This is a genomic window from Micromonospora sp. CNZ309 (genome assembly GCF_002846525.1).
Genome location: NZ_PJNG01000001.1, coordinates 2,055,590 through 2,073,606, shown reverse-complemented (window position 1 = coordinate 2,073,606; position 18,017 = coordinate 2,055,590). Strand labels below are relative to the sequence as shown.

The window sequence follows — 18,017 nt, the reverse complement described above, 5'->3', positions numbered from 1 at the left end:
ACGGTCGACCGAATCATGCCCCGGCGACGTGTCCACGGTAAGGGGCGCGGCCGGGTTGTCCTGAAAGCGCTCTCAGGTGTGGGATCGGGCGGGAGAGCACCCGAGGCGAGAGGACGCCCCCGTGAGCCGTACCGTCGCCCCGCCCGCCGTGCCGCCGCCGGTCGTACCGCGGTCGGTGCTCGCCGCCCGAACCGGCGTGGCCGTGGTGTTCGCGCTCAACGGCCTGGCCGTGGCCACCTGGTTCTCCCGGGTGCCCGCCGCCCGGGACGCGCTCGGGCTCAGCGCCGGCCGGCTCGGGCTGCTGCTGCTCGCCATGTCCGTCGGCGCGCTCCTCGCGATGCCCACCGCCGGCCTGGTGGCCCAGCGGCTCGGCGCGGCCCGCACCGTCGCCCTCTCCACCCTGGTCGTCGCGACCGGGCTGACCGTGACGGGAATCGGGGCCCTGGCCGGCTCCCCGGTCGGGGTGGCGGTGGGGCTGTGCGCCCTCGGCTACGGCTCCGGCATCTGCGACGTGGCGATGAACGTCGAGGGCGCGGCGGTCGAGCGGCGGCTGGGTCGTACGGTCATGCCCCGCTTCCACGCGGCGTGGAGCCTCGGTTCCGTGGCCGGCGCCGGCCTGGGCGCCGGGGCGGCCCGCCTCGGCGTGCCGGTGGCCGCGCACCTGGCCGCGCTGGCCGCCGTGGTGCTGCTCGGCACGCTGCTGGCCGTCCGGTCGTTCCTGCCGGCGGCCGAGAGCGGCACCGCCTCCGCGTCGGCCGCCCCGGCCGAGCGCCGCCGCGAGCTGCTGGCCGCCTGGCGGGAGCCGCGTACCCTGCTCATCGGCCTGCTGGTGCTGGTGGCGGCGTTCGCCGAGGGCAGCGCCAACGACTGGCTGGCGGTCGCCTTCATCGACGGCCACGACCTCGGCGAGGCGGCCGGGGCCGCGGTCTTCGGCGTCTTCGTCGTCGGCATGACCCTGGGGCGCACGATGGGCACCGTCGCGCTGGACCGGTGGGGTCGGGTGCCCGTCCTGTCCGCCACGATCCTGCTCGCCACGGTCGGCGCGGGCGTGGCGGTGCTCGCCGGCTCCGGGCCGGTGGCGATCGCCGGCGTCGCGCTCTGGGGGATCGGCGCGTCGCTGGGCTTCCCGGTCGGGATGAGCGCGGCGGCTGACGACGAGCGGCGGGCGCCGGCCCGCGTCAGCGTGGTCGCCGTGATCGGATACACCGCGTTCCTGGCCGGACCGCCGCTGCTGGGCCTGCTCGGCGACCGGGTCGGCACCCTGCGGGCGCTGCTCGTCGTGCCGCTGCTGCTGCTGCCCACCCTCGCCCTGGTGCCGGCCACCCGCCCGCCGGCCCGCTGAGGGTCGCCTGACAGGGCACTCACACCCCGCTCGCAGCCGCCTCGCAGGTAAGGGTGCTGCACTGGGCGGACCCGGCGGAGAGGAGCGGGACATGGGCTGGTTCAACCGGCGGCCACGGGCCGCCGACCCGACCCCGACGAAGCTCGACCGGGAGGCGACCCGGGAGGATCTGGCCGCGCTGGAGGCGTTCGTGGCCAGCCGCCGGGGCGTGGAGTTCTACCTGGAACCGGAGACCACCGCGACCGACACCACCGTGGTCGCCATCGCCCACGACGGCGAGTGGATCCGCCGTCGTACCGGCTCGCCGCGCGCGGCCGGCTCCATCGCCCGCAAGCACGCGGTGCCGCTGTACGAGGCCGCCCGCACCGGCTACCCGGAGCGGATGCGGGCGTGGAACCGGGCCCACCCGGAACGCCACGCCCGCTGACGGGTCCGCCGCCCGCCGACCGAGGGCGATACGGTGCCCGCATGGCTGATCGCTCCCGGTCGCTGGGCCGACCCTTCTGGACCTTCTGGACGGCCGCGGCGCTGGCCAACCTGGGCGACGGCATCCGGGTGGCCGCCTTTCCCCTGCTCGCCGCCGCGCTGAGCGACAACCCGGTGGCGGTGGCCGCAGTGGCCGCGGCGCAGTTCCTGCCGTGGCTGGTCACCGGCCTGCTGGCCGGCGCGCTGGCCGACCGTCGGGCGGCGCGCACGCTGATCGCCGCCGCCGACGCCGGCCGGGTCGTGGTGCTGGCGGCGGTGGCCGTCACCGTCGCGACGGGCGTGGCGTCGGTCGGGCTCGTGGTCGCCGCCGCCTTCCTGCTCGGTGTCGGCGAGACCCTGCGCGACACCGCCGCCCAGACCGCGATCCCCCGGCTGGTGGACGACGCGCAACTGGAGCGGGCCAACGGCCGTCTGGTGGCGGGTGAGATCGTGGGCAACGAGTTCGTCGGTCCGCCGGTCGGGGCGCTGCTGTTCGTCGTCGGCGCGGCGCTGCCCTTCGCCGTCAACGGGGCCTCGCTCGCGCTGGCCGTCATGCTCGTGCTGTCCCTGCCCTTGACCCTCGCCCGCCCGGCCCCGGGACGGCCGGCTCCCGGCGAACCGCCCGCCGGGGCGAGCGCCCCGACGCGGGACGGGGCGCTCGCCGGGTTGCGGTGGCTGGCCCGGCAACCCCTGCTCCGTACGCTCGTGCTCGTCGGCGCGGCCGTGGCCGCCGCCGACAGCGCCTGGTTTGCGATCTTCGTGCTGTACGCGCGGGACAGCCTCGGCCTCGGCGCGCTCGGCTTCGGCCTGCTGCTGGCCACCGGCGCGGGCGGCGGCCTCGCCGGCTCCCTCGTCGCCGACCGGCTGATCGCCCGCTTCCGGCACCGGCACGTGCTCACGTGGTCGATGGCGGTCACCGCCGGCGCGCCGGCGCTCCTGGTCGTCGCGCCGCACCGCCTCGCCGCCGTGGCTGTCGTCGTCGGCACCAGCGCGGCGTTCGCCGTCCTCAACGTGGCGGCGCTGTCGCTGCGGCAGCGCCTCGTGCCCGGCGATCTGCTCGGCCGGGTGGTCGCCGCCTCCCGGATGCTCTCCTACGGCTGTGCCGCGCTCGGCGCGCTCGCCGGCGGCGCGCTGACCGCCGGCCTGGGCATGGCGGCGCCCTTCCTGCTCAGCGCGGTCGTGGCGGTCGGCGCGACCGCCGCCTGGTGCGTGGTCTCCCGTCCCGCCGCGCCGGGGGCTGCGGCGCCGGAGCGGGCCTGACGGCCGTCGACGCCCCGCAGCCGCTGCGCCACCCACGGCGGCGGGCCGGCTGCGCGCGTGCCGGTCGGGCGGCGTTGACCGGCGGCGCCGGGGTGTGGCAGCATTCGCGGCCTGACGGCAGTGAAGGAAGCCGGTGCGATTCCGGCGCGGTCCCGCCACTGTCACCGGGGAGCGATCCCCCCTCGTGAGTCACGGCCGTGCGTGCGCGGTTGGAAGGCCGGGGGTGAGCGTCGATCCGGGAGCCAGGATACTTCGGCCGTCGGAGTGACCCCAGGGCGTGGACACCCGAGGAGGACCCGATGACGCACCGCGTCTCCACCATCGACGATCATCGTCGCATCGTGCCCGGCCGTGGCAGCGCCGCAGGCGGCCGCACCTCCGGGCGGCAGGCCGGTCGCCGTGCCGCGCACCCGGCCCGCACCGCCCCCGGACAGGCCGCCGCTGCACCCGGCCGACCCGCCGCCGTGCCCGGGCGCGCCCCCGCCACCTGCCGCTGACGCCCGCGCCGCGCCGCCCGACCCCGCCGGCCCGCCCGTGAGCCGGCCGCCGGCGCGCCGTACCCGCTGAACCGCGCCCACCCCTCGCCCCGCCCGGTCGTCCCCTCGCCGACCAGGGCGTCACTCTCCGGAGCCACGCGTGCGCATCCTGCTGCTGTCCACCGCCGACACCGACCTGCTCGCCGCCCGCGCCAGCGGTGCCGACTACCGGCTCGCCAACCCCGCCCGGGTCGGCGCCGACGCCGTGCCCGCGCTGCTCGACGGCGTGGACCTCGCCGTCGTACGCCTGCTCGGCGGCCGGCAGGCGTGGCCGGACGGGCTCGCGGCGGTGCTGGCCTCCGGGGTGCCGACGGTCGTGCTCGGCGGCGAGAACGTGCCGGACGCGGAGCTGATGGCGGCGTCCACGGTGGCCTCCGGGTTGGCCACCCAGGCGCTGGCCTACCTGGTCGAGGGCGGGCCGGAGAACCTCTCCCAGCTCGCCCGCTTCCTCTCCGACACGGTGCTGCTCACCGGCGAGGGCTTCGCCCCACCCGCGCCCACGCCGACGTACGGCATCCACGGCGAGCGGCCCGCGCGGCCGGACCGGCCGACCGTGGGCATCGTCTTCTACCGGGCGCACGCCCTCGCCGCGAACACCGGGTTCGTCGACGTCCTCGCCGACGCCGTCGACGCGGCCGGCGGCGACCCGCTGCCCATCTACTGCGGCTCCCTGCGCGGCCTCACCGCCGGCGCGGGGCCGCTCGGGCTCTTCGCCCGCTGCGACGCCCTGCTGGTCACGGTGCTCGCGGCCGGCGGCACGGTCGCCGCCGACGCCTCCGGCGGAGGCGACGAGGACGCCTGGGACGTGGGCGCGCTCGCCGCCCTCGACGTGCCGGTGATCCAGGCGCTCTGCCTGACCAGCACCCGCGAGCAGTGGGCCGGCAGCGACGCCGGGCTGTCCCCGCTGGACGCCGCCATGCAGGTGGCGATCCCCGAGTTCGACGGTCGGATCGTCACCGTGCCGTTCTCGTTCAAGAAGATCGACGCCGATGGGCTCTCCACCTACGCGGCCGACCCGGAGCGGGCCGCCCGGGTGGCCGGCATCGCCGTGCGGCACGCCCGGCTGCGGCACGTGCCGCAGGCCGACAAGCGGCTCGCGGTCGTGCTCAGCTCGTACCCAACGAAGCACTCCCGGGTCGGCAACGCCGTGGGCCTGGACACCCCCGCCTCGGCGGTGCGGCTGCTCGCCGCCCTGGCCGACGCCGGCTACGACCTCGGCGACGTCCCGGTGCCCGACGACGGCGACGCGCTCATCCACGCCCTCATCGCCGCCGGCGGCCACGACGTCGAGTGGCTCACCCCGGAACAGCTCGGCGCCGCCGAGGCACGGGTGCCGGGGGAGGTCTACCGGCGCTGGTTCGACCAGGTGCCGGCGGAGCTGCGGGAGCGGATGCTCGCCCACTGGGGCGAGCCGCCCGGCGGGCTCTACACCGACGGCGGCGACATCGTGCTCGCCGGGCTGCGCTTCGGCAACGTGGTGCTGCTGATCCAGCCGCCGCGCGGCTTCGGGGAGAACCCCATCGCCATCTACCACGACCCGGACCTGCCGCCCAGCCACCACTACCTGGCCGCGTACCGCTGGCTCGCCGCGCCCGTCGCCGACGGCGGGTTCGGCGCGGACGCCGTGGTGCACCTGGGCAAGCACGGCACCCTGGAGTGGCTACCCGGCAAGGGCCTCGGGCTGGCCGCCGACTGCGCCCCGGACGCCGTCCTCGGCGACCTGCCACTGGTCTACCCGTTCATCGTCAACGACCCCGGCGAGGGCACCCAGGCCAAGCGGCGCGCGCACGCCGTCGTCGTCGACCACCTGGTGCCGCCGATGGCCCGCGCCGAGACGTACGGCGACCTGGCGAAGCTGGAGCAGTTGCTCGACGAGTACGCCACCGTGCAGGCCCTCGACCCGGCGAAGGTGCCGACCGTGCGGGCCCAGATCTGGGACCTGGTGCGCGCCGCCGAGCTGCACCACGACCTGCACGCCGAGGCCATGCCCGACGCCGACGACTTCGACGACTTCGTGCTGCACCTCGACGGCTACCTGTGCGAGGTCAAGGACGTGCAGATCCGCGACGGCCTGCACGTCCTCGCCGCCGCGCCCACCGGCGAGGCCCGGGTCAACCTCGTGCTCGCCGTGCTGCGTGCCCCGCAGGTGTGGGGCGGCGCCCGCGCGCTGCCCGGCCTGCGGCAGGCCCTGGCCGCCGCGTACGGGCTGGACGAGCAGGCGCTGCTCGCGGAGCCGGGCCGGCGGCTGGCCCTGCCCGAGGCGCTGACCGAGACCGTGGACGGGCCGGGCGGCACCGCCGCCGACGCCGTCGACCTGATCGAGGCCCTGGCCCGCCGGCTGGTCGTCGGCATGGAGACCCTCGGCTGGGACGCCGAAGCCGTCGACGCGGTGGTCGAGGAGGTGGCCGGGCGGGCCGTGTCGGACGCCGCCGCGGTGCTCCGCTTCGCCGCCACCGAGCTGGTGCCGCGCCTGGACCGTACGACCGACGAGATCGACCGGGTGGTGGGCGCGCTCGACGGGCGGTTCGTGCCACCCGGCCCATCGGGCTCGCCCACCCGAGGGCTGGTCAACGTGCTCCCCACCGGCCGGAACTTCTACTCCGTCGACCCCAAGGCCGTCCCGAGCCGCAACGCCTGGGACGTCGGCGTGGCCCTGGCCGACTCGCTGCTCGCCCGGCACCTCGCCGACACCGGCGGGTACCCCCGCTCGGTCGGGCTCACCGTCTGGGGCACCAGCGCCATGCGCACCCAGGGCGACGACATCGCCGAGGTGCTGGCCCTGCTCGGCTGCCGCCCCACCTGGGACGACCGGTCCCGGCGGGTCACCGGCGTCGAGGTGGTGCCGACGGCGGAGCTGGGCCGCCCCCGCATCGACGTGACCGTACGCATCTCCGGCTTCTTCCGCGACGCCTTCCCGCACGTGGTCGCGCTCATCGACGACGCGGTGCGGCTGGTGGCGGCGCTCGACGAGCCCGCCGAGGAGAACTTCGTGCGCGCCCACGTCGCCGCCGACCTCGCCGAACACGGCGACGAGCGGCGGGCCACCGCCCGCGTCTTCGGCTCCAAGCCGGGCGCGTACGGGGCCGGGCTGCTGCCGCTGATCGACGCCCGCAACTGGCGCAGCGACGCCGACCTCGCCGAGGTGTACGCCGTCTGGGGCGGCTACGCCTACGGCCGGGGGCTGGACGGGCGGGAGGCGCGCGCCGACATGGAACGCTCCTTCGCGCGCATCGCCGTGGCGGTGAAGAACCAGGACACCCGCGAGCACGACATCGTCGACTCCGACGACTACTTCCAGTACCACGGCGGGATGGTGGCGATGGTCCGCCACCTCACCGGGGCCGCCCCGGCCGCGTACGTGGGGGACTCGGCGATGCCGCACGACGTACGCACCCGCACGCTCGGCGAGGAGACCCGGCGGGTGTTCCGGGCGCGGGTGGTCAACCCGAAGTGGATCGCCGCGATGCGCCGGCACGGCTACAAGGGCGCCTTCGAGCTGGCCGCCACCGTCGACTACCTGTTCGGCTACGACGCCACCGCCGGCGTCGTCGACGACTGGATGTACGAGCACCTGGCCGCCGCGTACGTCTTCGACGACACCACCCGGGAGTTCCTGGAGCGGTCGAACCCGTGGGCGCTGCGCGGCATCACCGAGCGGCTGCTGGAGGCGGCCGACCGGGGCCTGTGGGCCGAGCCCGAGCCGGCCACCCTGGACCGGCTCCGGGAGACGTACCTGGCCAGCGAGGGCGACCTGGAGGAACGGCAGTGAGCGCGAGCAGTGAGCCGGTCCTGCGAGCCCCGCAGTCGCGAACGGAAGGCGGCACGGTGACCACCTACCCGTTCAGCGCGGTGCTGGGCATGGACGACATGCGGCTGGCCCTGCTGCTCAACGCCGTCTCCCCGGCGATCGGCGGGGTGCTCGTACGCGGCGAGAAGGGCACCGCCAAGTCCACGGCCGTACGGGCCCTGGCGGCGCTGCTGCCGCCGGTCGACCGGGTGGCCGGCTGCCGCTTCGCCTGCGACCCGGCCGCGCCCGACCCGTCCTGCCCGGACGGCCCACACCCGGCCGCGCCGGCCGCCGAGCGGCGTCCCGCCCGGCTGGTGGAGCTGCCGGTCGGCGCGGCCGAGGACCGGGTGGTCGGCTCGCTCGACCTGGAGAAGGCCCTCGGCGAGGGCGTCCGTGCCTTCGAGCCGGGACTGCTCGCCGCCGCCCACCGTGGGGTGCTCTACGTCGACGAGGTCAACCTGCTGCACGACCACCTGGTCGACCTGCTCCTCGACGCCGCCGCCATGGGCCGCTGCCACGTGGAGCGCGAGGGCGTCTCGGTCAGCCACGCGTCGCGGTTCCTGCTGGTCGGCACGATGAACCCGGAGGAGGGGGAGCTGCGCCCCCAACTGCTGGACCGGTTCGGGCTGACCGTGGAGGTCGGGGCCAGCCGCGATCCGGCCGTACGCGTCGAGGTGGTCCGCCGGCGCCTGGCCGCCGACGCCGACCCGGCCGGTTTCGCCGCCCGCTGGGCCGAGGCGGACGCGCAGGTGGCCCGCCGGGTGGCGGTCGCCCGGCAGCGGCTGGCGGACGTGCTGCTGCCCGACGCCGCGCTGCGCCAGATCGCCGAGGTGTGTGCCGCGTTCGACGTGGACGGCATGCGCGCCGACATCGTCACCGCCCGTACCGCCTTGGCGCACGCCGCCTGGCACGGCCGGGACGCGGTCACGGTGGAGGACGTGCGGGTCGCCGCCCGGCTGGCGCTGCCGCACCGGCGCCGCCGGGACCCGTTCGACACGCCCGGCCTGGACGAGAAGCGACTCGACGAGGCACTGGACCGGGTCCGCGACGACGACCCCGACGACGACCCGGGCGGTTCCGGCGGCCCCGACGGCGGTCCGGGCTCCGGCCCCGAGGGCGGCGGACCCGGTGGCCCGGATGCGGGCGGCGGCGCCCCGGACGACGCCGGTGGGTCCGCGCCGGCCGGCGGGCACGACGAGACCGCCCACGGGCCGGGCCTCGGCCGCGACGGCGATCCGGGCCGGGACGGCGGCGACGGCACGTGGCCGGAGCGGCCGGGCGAGGGCGACCGACCGGACCGGCCCGGCGGCGAGGGCGACCGGCCCGGCGGCGACCTCGCGCCCGGGCGGGACACCTCGGCCGGCCCACCCGGCGCCGGCGGGGGCGACACGGACGAGGACGCCCCCGCCCGGGCCCGGCCGGGTGACGCCGGACAGGCCGTGGCCGTACCCCGGCAGGGGCTGAAGGCGCGGCTGCTCACCGCGCCCGGGGTCGGCGACGGGGTGCCCGGCCGCCGCTCCCGGGCCCGCACCGGGCGGGGCCGCACCACCGGGGCGCGGGTGCCGACCGGCAGGCCCGGCGCGCTGCACCTGCCGGCGACGGTCCGGGCCGCCGCCCCGCACCAGGCCGCCAGGGGCCGGGTCGGCGGGCCGCTGCGGCTGCGCCCCGACGACGTCCGCGAGGCGGTGCGCGAGGGACGCGAGGGCAACCTGGTGCTCTTCGTGGTCGACGCCAGCGGCTCGATGGGCGCCCGCACGCGGATGGCCGCCGTCAAGGGCGCCGTGCTGGCCCTGCTCACCGACGCCTACCAGCGCCGGGACAAGGTCGCGGTGGTCGCCTTCCGGGGCGCCGCCGCGCAGACCCTGCTGCCGGCCACCTCATCGGTGCTCGCCGCCTCCGCGCGGCTGGCCGAGTTGCCCACCGGCGGGCGCACCCCGCTGGCCGAAGGCCTGCTGGCCGCCGCCGAGCTGTTGCGGGTCGAGCGGCTGCGCGACCCGCGCCGCCGTCCCCTGGTGCTGGTCGTCACGGACGGCCGGGCCACCGCCGGCGACCGCCCGCTCGTCCGGGCGGCCCGCGCGGCGGGTGTGCTGGCCGCGACCGGGGCGCCCTGCGTCGTCGTGGACTGCGAGAGCGGCCCCGTGCGCCTCGGCCTGGCCCGTCGCCTCGCCGCCCAACTGGACGCCGTCCACCACCGCCTCGACGAGGTGACCACCGCCCCCCTCACCACCCTCGCCGCCGGCCGCCCCACCCCCACGCCGGCGTCCCGCCGAGCCCCGCACGCTCGGTCCGCCGCAGATCTTGGCGACGAACGGCCCCCAGAGGGGCCCTTTCCTACCAAGATCGCCGCGACCTCGACCGCCGCGACCACCGCCGCCGCCGTTGGCGTCGGCGGCGGGCAGAACAGGAGCGTTGCCTGATGCCGCAGGGGAAGCCGTCCCACGTGCCCGCCGACGGGCTGACCACCCGGCAGCGGCGCCACCGGCCGCTGCTGATGGTGCACACCGGACAGATGAAGGGGAAGTCGACCGCCGCGTTCGGGCTGGCGCTGCGGGCCTGGACGGCCGGGCTGCCGATCGGGGTGTTCCAGTTCGTCAAGAGCGCCAAGTGGCGGGTGGGGGAGGAGAACGCCTTCCGTGCCCTCGGCGAGGTGCACGAGCGCACCGGACAGGGCGCCCCGGTCGCCTGGCACAAGATGGGTGAGGGCTGGTCCTGGATCCAGCGCGGCGGCGAGGCCGACCACGCCGCCGACGCCCTGGAGGGCTGGCGGCAGATCCAGCGCGACCTGGCCGCCGAGCGCTACGGCCTGTACGTGCTCGACGAGTTCACCTACCCGATGAAGTGGGGCTGGGTGGACGTGGACGAGGTGGTCGACACCCTGGCGAACCGCCCCGGCTTCCAGCACGTCGTCATCACGGGCCGGGACGCCGACGCGCGCCTGGTCGACGCCGCCGACCTGGTCGCGGAGCTGACCAAGGTCAAGCACCCGATGGACGCCGGCCAGAAGGGTCAGAAGGGCATCGAATGGTGACCGCCCCCGGCCGGCGCGCCGACCAGCGGCGCCCCGCGGGGCCCGCCGCGCCCGCCGGGCACCCGGCCGCCGCCGCGCCTCCCCTCGACCCGGCCGCGCCGTGGGCGCTGCCGCGCGTGGTGGTCGCCGCACCCGCCAGCGGGCACGGCAAGACCACCGTCGCCACCGGGCTGCTCGCCGCACTGCGCCGCCGCGGCCTGGTGGTCAGCCCGCACAAGGTCGGCCCCGACTACATCGACCCCGGCTACCACGCGCTCGCCGCCGGCCGCCCCGGGCGCAACCTCGACCCGTGGCTGGTCGGCGAGGAGCGGGTCGCGCCGCTGCTGCGCCACGGCGCCGCCACGCCGACGCCCGCCGACGTCGCCGTGATCGAGGGCGTGATGGGGCTGCACGACGGCGCGGTCGGCCGTCGGGGGTACGCCTCCACCGCGCACGTCGCCCGCCTGGTCGACGCCCCGGTCCTGCTGGTGCTCGACACCACCGCGCAGGGCCGCTCCGCCGCCGCGCTCGCCCTGGGCATGGCCGCGTTCGACCCCGACGTGCGCATCGGCGGCGCGATCCTCAACCGGGTCGGCTCGCCCCGGCACGAGTCGCTGCTGCGCGACGCGCTCGCCGAGGTCGGCGTACCGGTGCTCGGGGCGGTCGCCCGCGCCGCCGAGGTCGCCGCCCCGGCGCGCCACCTCGGGCTGGTGCCGGTCGCCGAGCGGGCACCGGAGTCCGTGGCGATCGTGGCCGCCCTCGCCGACCTCGTGGCGGCCACCGTGGACCTGGCCGCCGTGCTCGACCTGGCGCGTACCGCCGGCCCCCTGCACGCGCCCGCCTGGGACCCGGTCGGCGCCGTCGGCGGCCCCGCCGGCACCGGACGTCCCGTGGTCGCGGTCGCTGGCGGGCCGGCCTTCACCTTCTCGTACGCCGAGACCGCCGAGCTGCTCGCCGCGGCCGGCGCCACGGTGGTCTCCTTCGACCCGCTGCGCGACCCCGGCCTGCCCGCCGGCACCCGCGCGGTGGTCGTCGGCGGCGGCTTCCCCGAGGCGTACGCGCCGCAGCTCGCCGGCAACGCCACGCTCCGCGCCGAGCTGGCCGACTTCGACGGCCCGGTCGTCGCCGAGTGCGCCGGCCTGCTCTACCTCGGCCGGCAGCTCGACGGGGTGCCCATGTGCGGTCGGCTCGACCTGACCGCCCGGATGACCGACCGGCTCACCCTCGGCTACCGCGACGCCGTCGCCGTCACCGGCTCCCCGCTGCACCGCCCCGGCGACCCCGTACGCGGCCACGAGTTCCACCGCACCGTCACCGACCCCGGGCACGGCGACCGGCCGGCCTGGCGCTGGGACGGCGCCGAGCACGGCTTCGTGACCGACCGGGTGCACGCCTCCTACCTGCACACCCACTGGGCCGGCCACCCGCACGCCGCCCGCCGCCTGGTCGAGGCGGCGGCCCGGTGACCGGGCGCGACGGCCGCGCGCCGGCGAGCGGGCACGACGGCGGTATGCCGGCGGCCGAGGGCCGCGCCCCGGTGACCGGCCACGACAGCCGCGACCCGGCGACCGCGCGCGAGAGGGGCGTGCCGGTGGCCGGGCGCGACGGTGCGGCGACGTTGACCGGGGTCGGCGTCGGTCCCGGCGACCCCGAACTGCTCACCCTGCGGGCGGCCCGGTTGCTGGCCGAGGCCGACGTGGTGTTCGTACCGGTGCTGGACCGGCTCGCCGCGGACGGTGACGCGCCCCCGGGCCGGGCCGAGGCCACCGTGGCCGCGCACGTCGCGCCGGGGCGGCTGCGCCGGCTGCCGTTCGCCCTCGACGACCGGGGCGGGGTGACCGCCCGCCGGGAACGCGCCTGGGACGACGCCGCCCGGGCGGTGGCCGACGCGGTCGACGGGGGCGCCCGCGCGGTCGTCTTCGCCACCATCGGCGACCCGAACGTCTACTCCACCTTCGGCTACCTCGCGCAGGGCGTGCGCGCCCTGCGCCCCGGGGTCGAGGTGCGCACGGTCCCCGGGATCACCGCCATGCAGGACCTCTCGGCGCGCAGCGGCGTGCCGCTGTGCGAGGGCCGGGAGCCGCTGACCCTGCTGCCGGCCACCGCCGGGCTGGCGCTCTTCGCCGACGCGCTCGCCGGCCCGGGCACCGTCGTGGCCTACAAGGGCTGGCGGCGGCACGCCGAGCTGGTCGCCGAGCTGCGCCGGCAGGGCCGCCTCGGCGACGCCGTGCTGGGCCGGGGCCTCGGGCTGCCCGGCGAGCGGATCGGCCCGGTCACCGACGCGGCCGACGACCTGCCGTACCTGTCGACGCTGCTCGCCCCGGCCCGCCGGGACCGTAGGGGAGGAAAGCTTTGAGCACCACGCCGATCGTGGGGCACGCCGACGAGGGCGGCCCGACCGGCACGGGCAAGGTGTGGTTCGTCGGGGCCGGCCCCGGCGCGGCGGACCTGCTGACCCTGCGCGCCGCCCGGGTGATCGGCGCGGCCGACGTGGTGGTCTGGGCGGCCAGCCTGGTGCACGCCGACGTGCTCGCCCACGCCCGCGCCGACGCGGAGATCGTCGACTCGTCGCGGCTGCCGATCGAGGGCGTGCTGCCGCTCTACCAGCGTGCCGCCGCCGACGGGCTGACCGTGGCGCGGATCCACTCCGGCGACCCGGCCCTGTGGGGCGCGGTGCAGGAGCAGCTCGACCTGTGCCGGGCGCTCGGGCTGGCCGTCGAGATCGTCCCCGGCGTCTCGTCGTTCACCGCCGTCGCGGCGATCGTCGGCCGGGAGCTGACCATCCCCGAGGTCGCCCAGTCGGTGATCCTCACCCGGCTGGAGGGCGGCAAGACGCCGATGCCGCCGGGCGAGCGGGTCCGCGAGTTCGCCCGGCACGGCACCACCATGGCCCTGTTCCTCTCCGCCGCCCGCTCCGGGCAGGCGCAGGCCGAGCTGCTGGCCGGCGGCTACCCGGCCGACACCCCGGTCGTGGTGGCGTACCAGGCGACCTGGCCCGACGAGCTGGTGGTCCGGTGCGCGCTCGGTGACCTGGAGGCCACCGTCAAGGAGCACAGGCTCTGGAAGCACACCCTCTTCCTGGTCGGCCCGGCGCTCGCCGCCGCCGGCACCCGCTCGCACCTCTACCACCCCGGGCACTTCCACACCTTCCGGCGGGCCGAGCCGGCCGCCCGCGCCGACCTGCGCCGCGCCCGCGCGGGCGGTACGACACCGGGGGACGGGCGCGCCCGATGACGTACGCCGAGCCGCCGCTGCGCGAGCCGGACCTGCCGCGTACCGCGAAGGTCCGCCCGACCGCGCTGCGTACCGGGTGGACCACCGGCGCCTGCGCGACGGCGGCGACCAAGGCGGCGCTGACCGCCCTGGTCACCGGCGTGCCGCAGCGGCGGGTGGAGATCGGGCTGCCCGCCGGGCGGCGGGTCAGCTTCCCGGTGGCCCGCTGCGAGGTCGACGGCCGCACCCGGGCGGAGGCGGTGGTGGTCAAGGACGCCGGCGACGACCCGGACGTCACGCACGGCGCCGAGCTGACCGCCACCGTGAGCTGGCACGACGCGCCCGGCCTGCGCCTCGACGGCGGGCCGGGCGTCGGCACGGTCACCAGACCGGGCCTCGGGCTGCCCGTCGGCGGGCCCGCCATCAACGACACCCCGCGTCGCATGATCGGCCAGGCCGTCGCCGAGGTCGTCGACCTGAGCGAGGTGGGCGTGCGGGTGGTGGTCAGCGTGCCGCGCGGCGAGATCATGGCCCGCAAGACCACCAACCGCCGGCTCGGCATCCTCGGCGGCATCTCCATCCTCGGCACCACCGGCGTCGTGCGCCCGTTCTCCACCGCCTCCTGGCGGGCCAGCGTGGTGCAGGCGGTGCACGTGATGGCCGCCCAGGGGGAGCGGACCGTGGTGCTGTGCACCGGCGGGCGTACCGAGCGGGCCGCCCGCGCGTTGCTGCCGGAGCTGCCCGAGGTCTGCTTCGTGGAGGTCGGTGACTTCACCGGCGCGGCCGTCACCGCCGCCGTGGGCGACGGGATGACCGGCGTGGTCTTCGTCGGGATGGCCGGCAAGCTGGCCAAGCTCGCCGCCGGCATCCTGATGACCCACTACACCCGCTCCAGGGTGGACCTGTCGCTGCTCGGGGCGGTCACCGCCGAGGCGGGCGGCGATCCCGAGCTGGTGGCGGCGGTCGTCGCGGCGAACACCGGGCGGCACGCGTACGAGCTGTGGGAGGCCGCCGGGCTGCTCGGCGCCGCCGGCGACCTGCTCTGCCACCGGGTGCGGCAGGTGCTGCTGCGCTTCGCCGGCGACGCCGTCTCCGTCGACGTCGCCATGGTCGACTTCGCCGGGGACCGGGTGGTCGCCTCGTCCGGGCGGTGGGCGGCGTGACCGGCGACCGGCCGGGCGGTGCCACGGGGCCGGCGGTGACCGTGGTGGGCATCGACGCCGCGGGCGGGCCCGCGCACCCCGCCGCCGCGCCCGCCCTCGCCCGGGCCCGGCTGGTGGTCGGCGCGGCCCGGCACCTGGCCGCCGTACACCTGCCGGCCGACGCCGACACCGTCGCCCTCGGGCCGCTGGCGCCCGCGCTGGGGCGGCTGGCCGACACCGTCGCCGCCGGGAGCCCCGCCGTCGTCCTGGCCAGTGGCGATCCCGGGCTGTTCGGGGTGGTCCGGGCGTTGCGGGCGGCCGGGCTGCCGCTGCGGGTGCTGCCGGCCGTGTCCAGCGTGGCCGCCGCGTTCGCCCGCGCGGGCCTGCCCTGGGACGGGGCGGCCGTGGTCACCGCCCACGGCCGCGACCCGCGACCCGCGCTGAACGCCTGCCGGGCCCTGCCCGCCGTCGCGGTGCTCACCGCCCCGGGCGCCGGGGCCGCCGAGCTGGGCGCCGGGCTGGCCGGCTGGTCCCGCCGCCTGGTCGTTGCCGAACACCTCGGCACCGACGCGGAACGGCTCACCGAGACCACCCCCGAGCGGGCCGCCGGCCGCGACTGGGCCGACCCGCACGTGCTGCTCAGCCTCGCCGGCGAGCCCGGCGCGGCCGGGATGCGGGCGGACAACCAGCCGGCCGCCGCGCCGCCCGGCGGGTGGGCGCTGCCCGAGTCCGCCTACGCCCACCGCGACTCCATGATCACCAAGTCGGAGGTACGCGCCCTCGCCGTGGCCCGGCTGCGTCCCCGCCTCGGCCGGCTGGTCTGGGACGTCGGCGCGGGCAGCGGCTCGGTCGGCATCGAGTGCGCCCTGCTCGGCGCGGCGGTGATCGCGGTGGAGCGTGACCCGGCGGCACCGGTGCGCGCCAACGCCGTCCGGCACGGCGTCGACGTGCGGGTGGTCGTCGGCGCCGCCCCCGGGGCGCTGCACGGGCTGCCCGATCCCGACGCCGTCTTCGTCGGGGGCGGCGGCACCGACGTGCTCGCCGCCGTGACGCACCGCCGTCCCGAGCGGGTGGTGGCCGCCCTCGCCGCCGTCGACCGGGTCGCCCCCGCCCTCGGGCTGCTGCGCGCCGCCGGCTACGCGGTGCAGGGCGTCCAGCTCTCCGCCGCCCGCCTCGCCGACCTGCCGGGCGGATCCGTCCGACTCGCGGCCACCAACCCGGTGGTCGTCCTCACCGGGGAGCGCCCGTGAACCACCCGCCCGTCGCCACGGCCCAGCCGACCCGCATCGGGCTCGTCGCCGCCACCGCCGCCGGCCGCCGGCACGCCCGCACCCTCGCCGACGCCTGGCCGCACGCCCGCCTCGTCACGGCGGACACCGTCGCGGACGCGCTGCGCGCCGCCTGGGCCGGGTACGACGCCGTGGTGGCGTTCCTGGCCACCGGGGCGGTCGTGCGCATCCTGGCACCCCTGCTCGGCGACAAGCGCACGGACCCGGCCGTGGTGGTGGTCGACGAGGCGGCCCGGCACGCGATCGCGCTGCTCGGCGGCCACGCCGGGGGCGGCAACGACCTCGCGGGGCGGGTCGGCGCGCTGCTCGACGCCGCCCCGGTGGTCAGCACCGCCACCGACGCCGCCGGCCTGCCGGGGCTGGACACCCTCGGTTGGCCCGTCGAGGGCGCCGTCGCGGCCGTCAGCCGCGCCATCCTCGACGGCGATCCGGTGACCCTCGTCGCCGACGCCACCTGGCCGCTGCCCGCCCTGCCCGACAACGTGTGCCCCGCCGAACCGCCCGCTCCCGCCGGGACAGCCGGGGCCTCCGGGCCGCCCGCCTCCTGCGGGGTGTCCGCTTCCGATGGGCCGTCCGCTCCCGGCAGGGCGTCCGGCTCCGCCGGGGCGCCCGGGGGCGGCGGCGGGTACCGGCTGCTGGTCACCGACCGGGTGGTGCCGCTCGACGGCCGGACCGCCGTGCTGCGGCCCCCGTCGCTGGTCGTCGGCGTCGGCGCGAGCCGGGGCGTGCCCGCCGACGAGGTGCGCGACCTGCTGGCGCGGGTGCTCGCCGAGGCCGGCCTCAGCCCGGCGAGCGTGCGGCACCTGGCCAGCGCCGACATCAAGGCCGACGAGGCGGGCGTCCGGGCGGGCGCCGACGCGCTCGGCGTACCGCTGGTGACGTATCCGGCGGCGGAGCTGGCGGCGGTCGACGTGCCGCACCCCAGCGAGGTGGTCCGCGCCGCCGTCGGCACCCCCAGCGTCGCCGAGGCGGCGGCGCTGCTCGGCGGCGGCGCCGAGCTGCTGGTGCCGAAGACCGCGACGGCGATGGCCACCGTCGCCGTCGCCCGGCACGCCCCGCGCGGCCGGCTGGCGATCGTCGGCCTCGGCCCCGGCGCCGCGGACCTGCGCACCGCCCGCGCGGTGACCGAGCTGCGCCGCGCCGCCGTGGTCGTCGGCCTCGACCAGTACGTCGACCAGGTCCGCGACCTGCTGCGCCCCGGCACCCGGGTGCTCGCCAGCGGGCTCGGCGCCGAGGAGGAACGGGCCCGCGCCGCCGTCGCCGAGGCCACCGCCGGTCACGCCGTGGCGCTGGTCGGCTCCGGCGACGCCGGCGTGTACGCGATGGCCAGCCCGGCCCTCGAGCACGCCGACGGGCGCGTCGACGTGGTCGGCGTGCCCGGGGTGACCGCCGCGCTGGCCGCCGGGGCCCTGCTCGGCGCGCCGCTCGGCCACGACCACGCCTACGTGAGCCTGTCCGACCTGCACACGCCGTGGGAGGTCATCGCCCGCCGGGTGGCCGCCGCCGCCGAGGGCGACTTCGTGGCGCTGCTCTACAACCCGCGCAGCCGGGCCCGGGACTGGCAGCTCGGCGCGGCGCTGGAGGTCTTCGCCGCGCACCGGCCGCCGCAGACCCCGGTCGGGGTGGTGCGCAACGCCAGCCGGCCCGGTGAGCGGGTGCACCTGGCCACCCTGGCGACCCTCGACGCGGCGCTGGTCGACATGTACAGCGTCGTGGTGGTGGGCAGCAGCCAGACCCGGATCGTCGCCGGCCGGATGGTCACCCCGAGGGGGTACCGGTGGCGGCCGTGACCATCGGCGCCTGCCAGGGCTGCGGCGCCTGCCTGCTCACCTGCCCCACGCACGCGATCCGGCCGGTGCCCGGCGGCCTCGCCGTACGCGCCGACCGCTGCACGGGCTGCCTGGAATGCCTGGAGATCTGCCCGGTGGACGCGATCCGCGCCACGGACACCGACGAACGTGGAGGGACCGAATGAG

At 78.0% G+C, this 18,017-nt stretch carries 12 protein-coding genes, 2 pseudogenes and 1 riboswitch; all 14 genes and pseudogenes read left to right on the top strand.

Features of this window, described 5'->3' with window-relative positions:
* Nucleotides 1-121 precede the first annotated feature (121 nt).
* A complete protein-coding gene (locus tag CLT72_RS08355) occupies nt 122-1,342 on the top strand; it encodes an MFS transporter (RefSeq protein WP_308220776.1) in 1,221 nt (406 codons plus the stop codon).
* A 91-nt stretch (nt 1,343-1,433) separates the two neighbouring features.
* Complete coding sequence (locus tag CLT72_RS08350; RefSeq protein WP_101410542.1) at nt 1,434-1,769, top strand: hypothetical protein; 336 nt, start codon at nt 1,434-1,436, stop codon at nt 1,767-1,769.
* 41 nt (nt 1,770-1,810) lie between these two features.
* Entirely contained in the window at nt 1,811-3,067 is a 1,257-nt protein-coding gene (locus CLT72_RS08345; RefSeq protein ID WP_101410540.1) for an MFS transporter, read from the top strand.
* 123 nt (nt 3,068-3,190) lie between these two features.
* Nucleotides 3,191-3,320, top strand: a riboswitch (cobalamin riboswitch).
* A gap of 46 nt (nt 3,321-3,366) precedes the next feature.
* Entirely contained in the window at nt 3,367-3,564 is a 198-nt protein-coding gene (locus CLT72_RS08340; protein ID WP_101410538.1) for a hypothetical protein, read from the top strand.
* A 139-nt stretch (nt 3,565-3,703) separates the two neighbouring features.
* Nucleotides 3,704-7,372, top strand: a complete 3,669-nt coding sequence (gene cobN, locus CLT72_RS08335; protein ID WP_101410536.1) for a cobaltochelatase subunit CobN — start codon at nt 3,704-3,706, stop codon at nt 7,370-7,372.
* Nucleotides 7,369-9,624, top strand: a pseudogene (locus tag CLT72_RS08330) (VWA domain-containing protein); the annotation flags it as partial. The gene cobN and the pseudogene CLT72_RS08330, both read left to right, overlap by 4 nt.
* Before the next feature lie 182 nt (nt 9,625-9,806).
* Nucleotides 9,807-10,418, top strand: a complete 612-nt coding sequence (gene cobO / locus CLT72_RS08325; protein ID WP_088999933.1) for a cob(I)yrinic acid a,c-diamide adenosyltransferase — start codon at nt 9,807-9,809, stop codon at nt 10,416-10,418.
* Nucleotides 10,412-11,863: a cobyrinic acid a,c-diamide synthase CobB gene (locus tag CLT72_RS08320; protein WP_101410534.1), complete on the top strand. Its 1,452-nt coding sequence runs from the start codon at nt 10,412-10,414 to the stop codon at nt 11,861-11,863. The genes cobO and CLT72_RS08320 overlap by 7 nt, the downstream gene beginning before the upstream one ends.
* A complete protein-coding gene (cobI, locus tag CLT72_RS08315) occupies nt 11,860-12,753 on the top strand; it encodes a precorrin-2 C(20)-methyltransferase (RefSeq protein ID WP_358167228.1) in 894 nt (297 codons plus the stop codon). The genes CLT72_RS08320 and cobI overlap by 4 nt, the downstream gene beginning before the upstream one ends.
* A 14-nt stretch (nt 12,754-12,767) precedes the next feature.
* Complete coding sequence (cobM, locus tag CLT72_RS08310) at nt 12,768-13,631, top strand: precorrin-4 C(11)-methyltransferase (protein WP_101415029.1); 864 nt, start codon at nt 12,768-12,770, stop codon at nt 13,629-13,631.
* Nucleotides 13,628-14,773 (top strand): cobalt-precorrin-5B (C(1))-methyltransferase, encoded by a 1,146-nt coding sequence (locus CLT72_RS08305; protein ID WP_101410532.1) that lies wholly within the window; start codon nt 13,628-13,630, stop codon nt 14,771-14,773. The genes cobM and CLT72_RS08305 overlap by 4 nt, the downstream gene beginning before the upstream one ends.
* On the top strand, nt 14,761-16,002 hold the full coding sequence (gene cbiE, locus CLT72_RS08300) for a precorrin-6y C5,15-methyltransferase (decarboxylating) subunit CbiE (RefSeq protein ID WP_101410530.1): 1,242 nt from the start codon (nt 14,761-14,763) through the stop codon (nt 16,000-16,002). Before CLT72_RS08305 ends, cbiE begins: the two co-directional genes overlap by 13 nt.
* Entirely contained in the window at nt 15,999-17,831 is a 1,833-nt protein-coding gene (gene cobJ, locus CLT72_RS08295) for a precorrin-3B C(17)-methyltransferase (RefSeq protein ID WP_101410528.1), read from the top strand. Before cbiE ends, cobJ begins: the two co-directional genes overlap by 4 nt.
* Nucleotides 17,819-17,983, top strand: a pseudogene (locus CLT72_RS08290) (4Fe-4S binding protein); the annotation flags it as partial. The gene cobJ and the pseudogene CLT72_RS08290, both read left to right, overlap by 13 nt.
* Nucleotides 17,984-18,017: the final 34 nt, after the last annotated feature.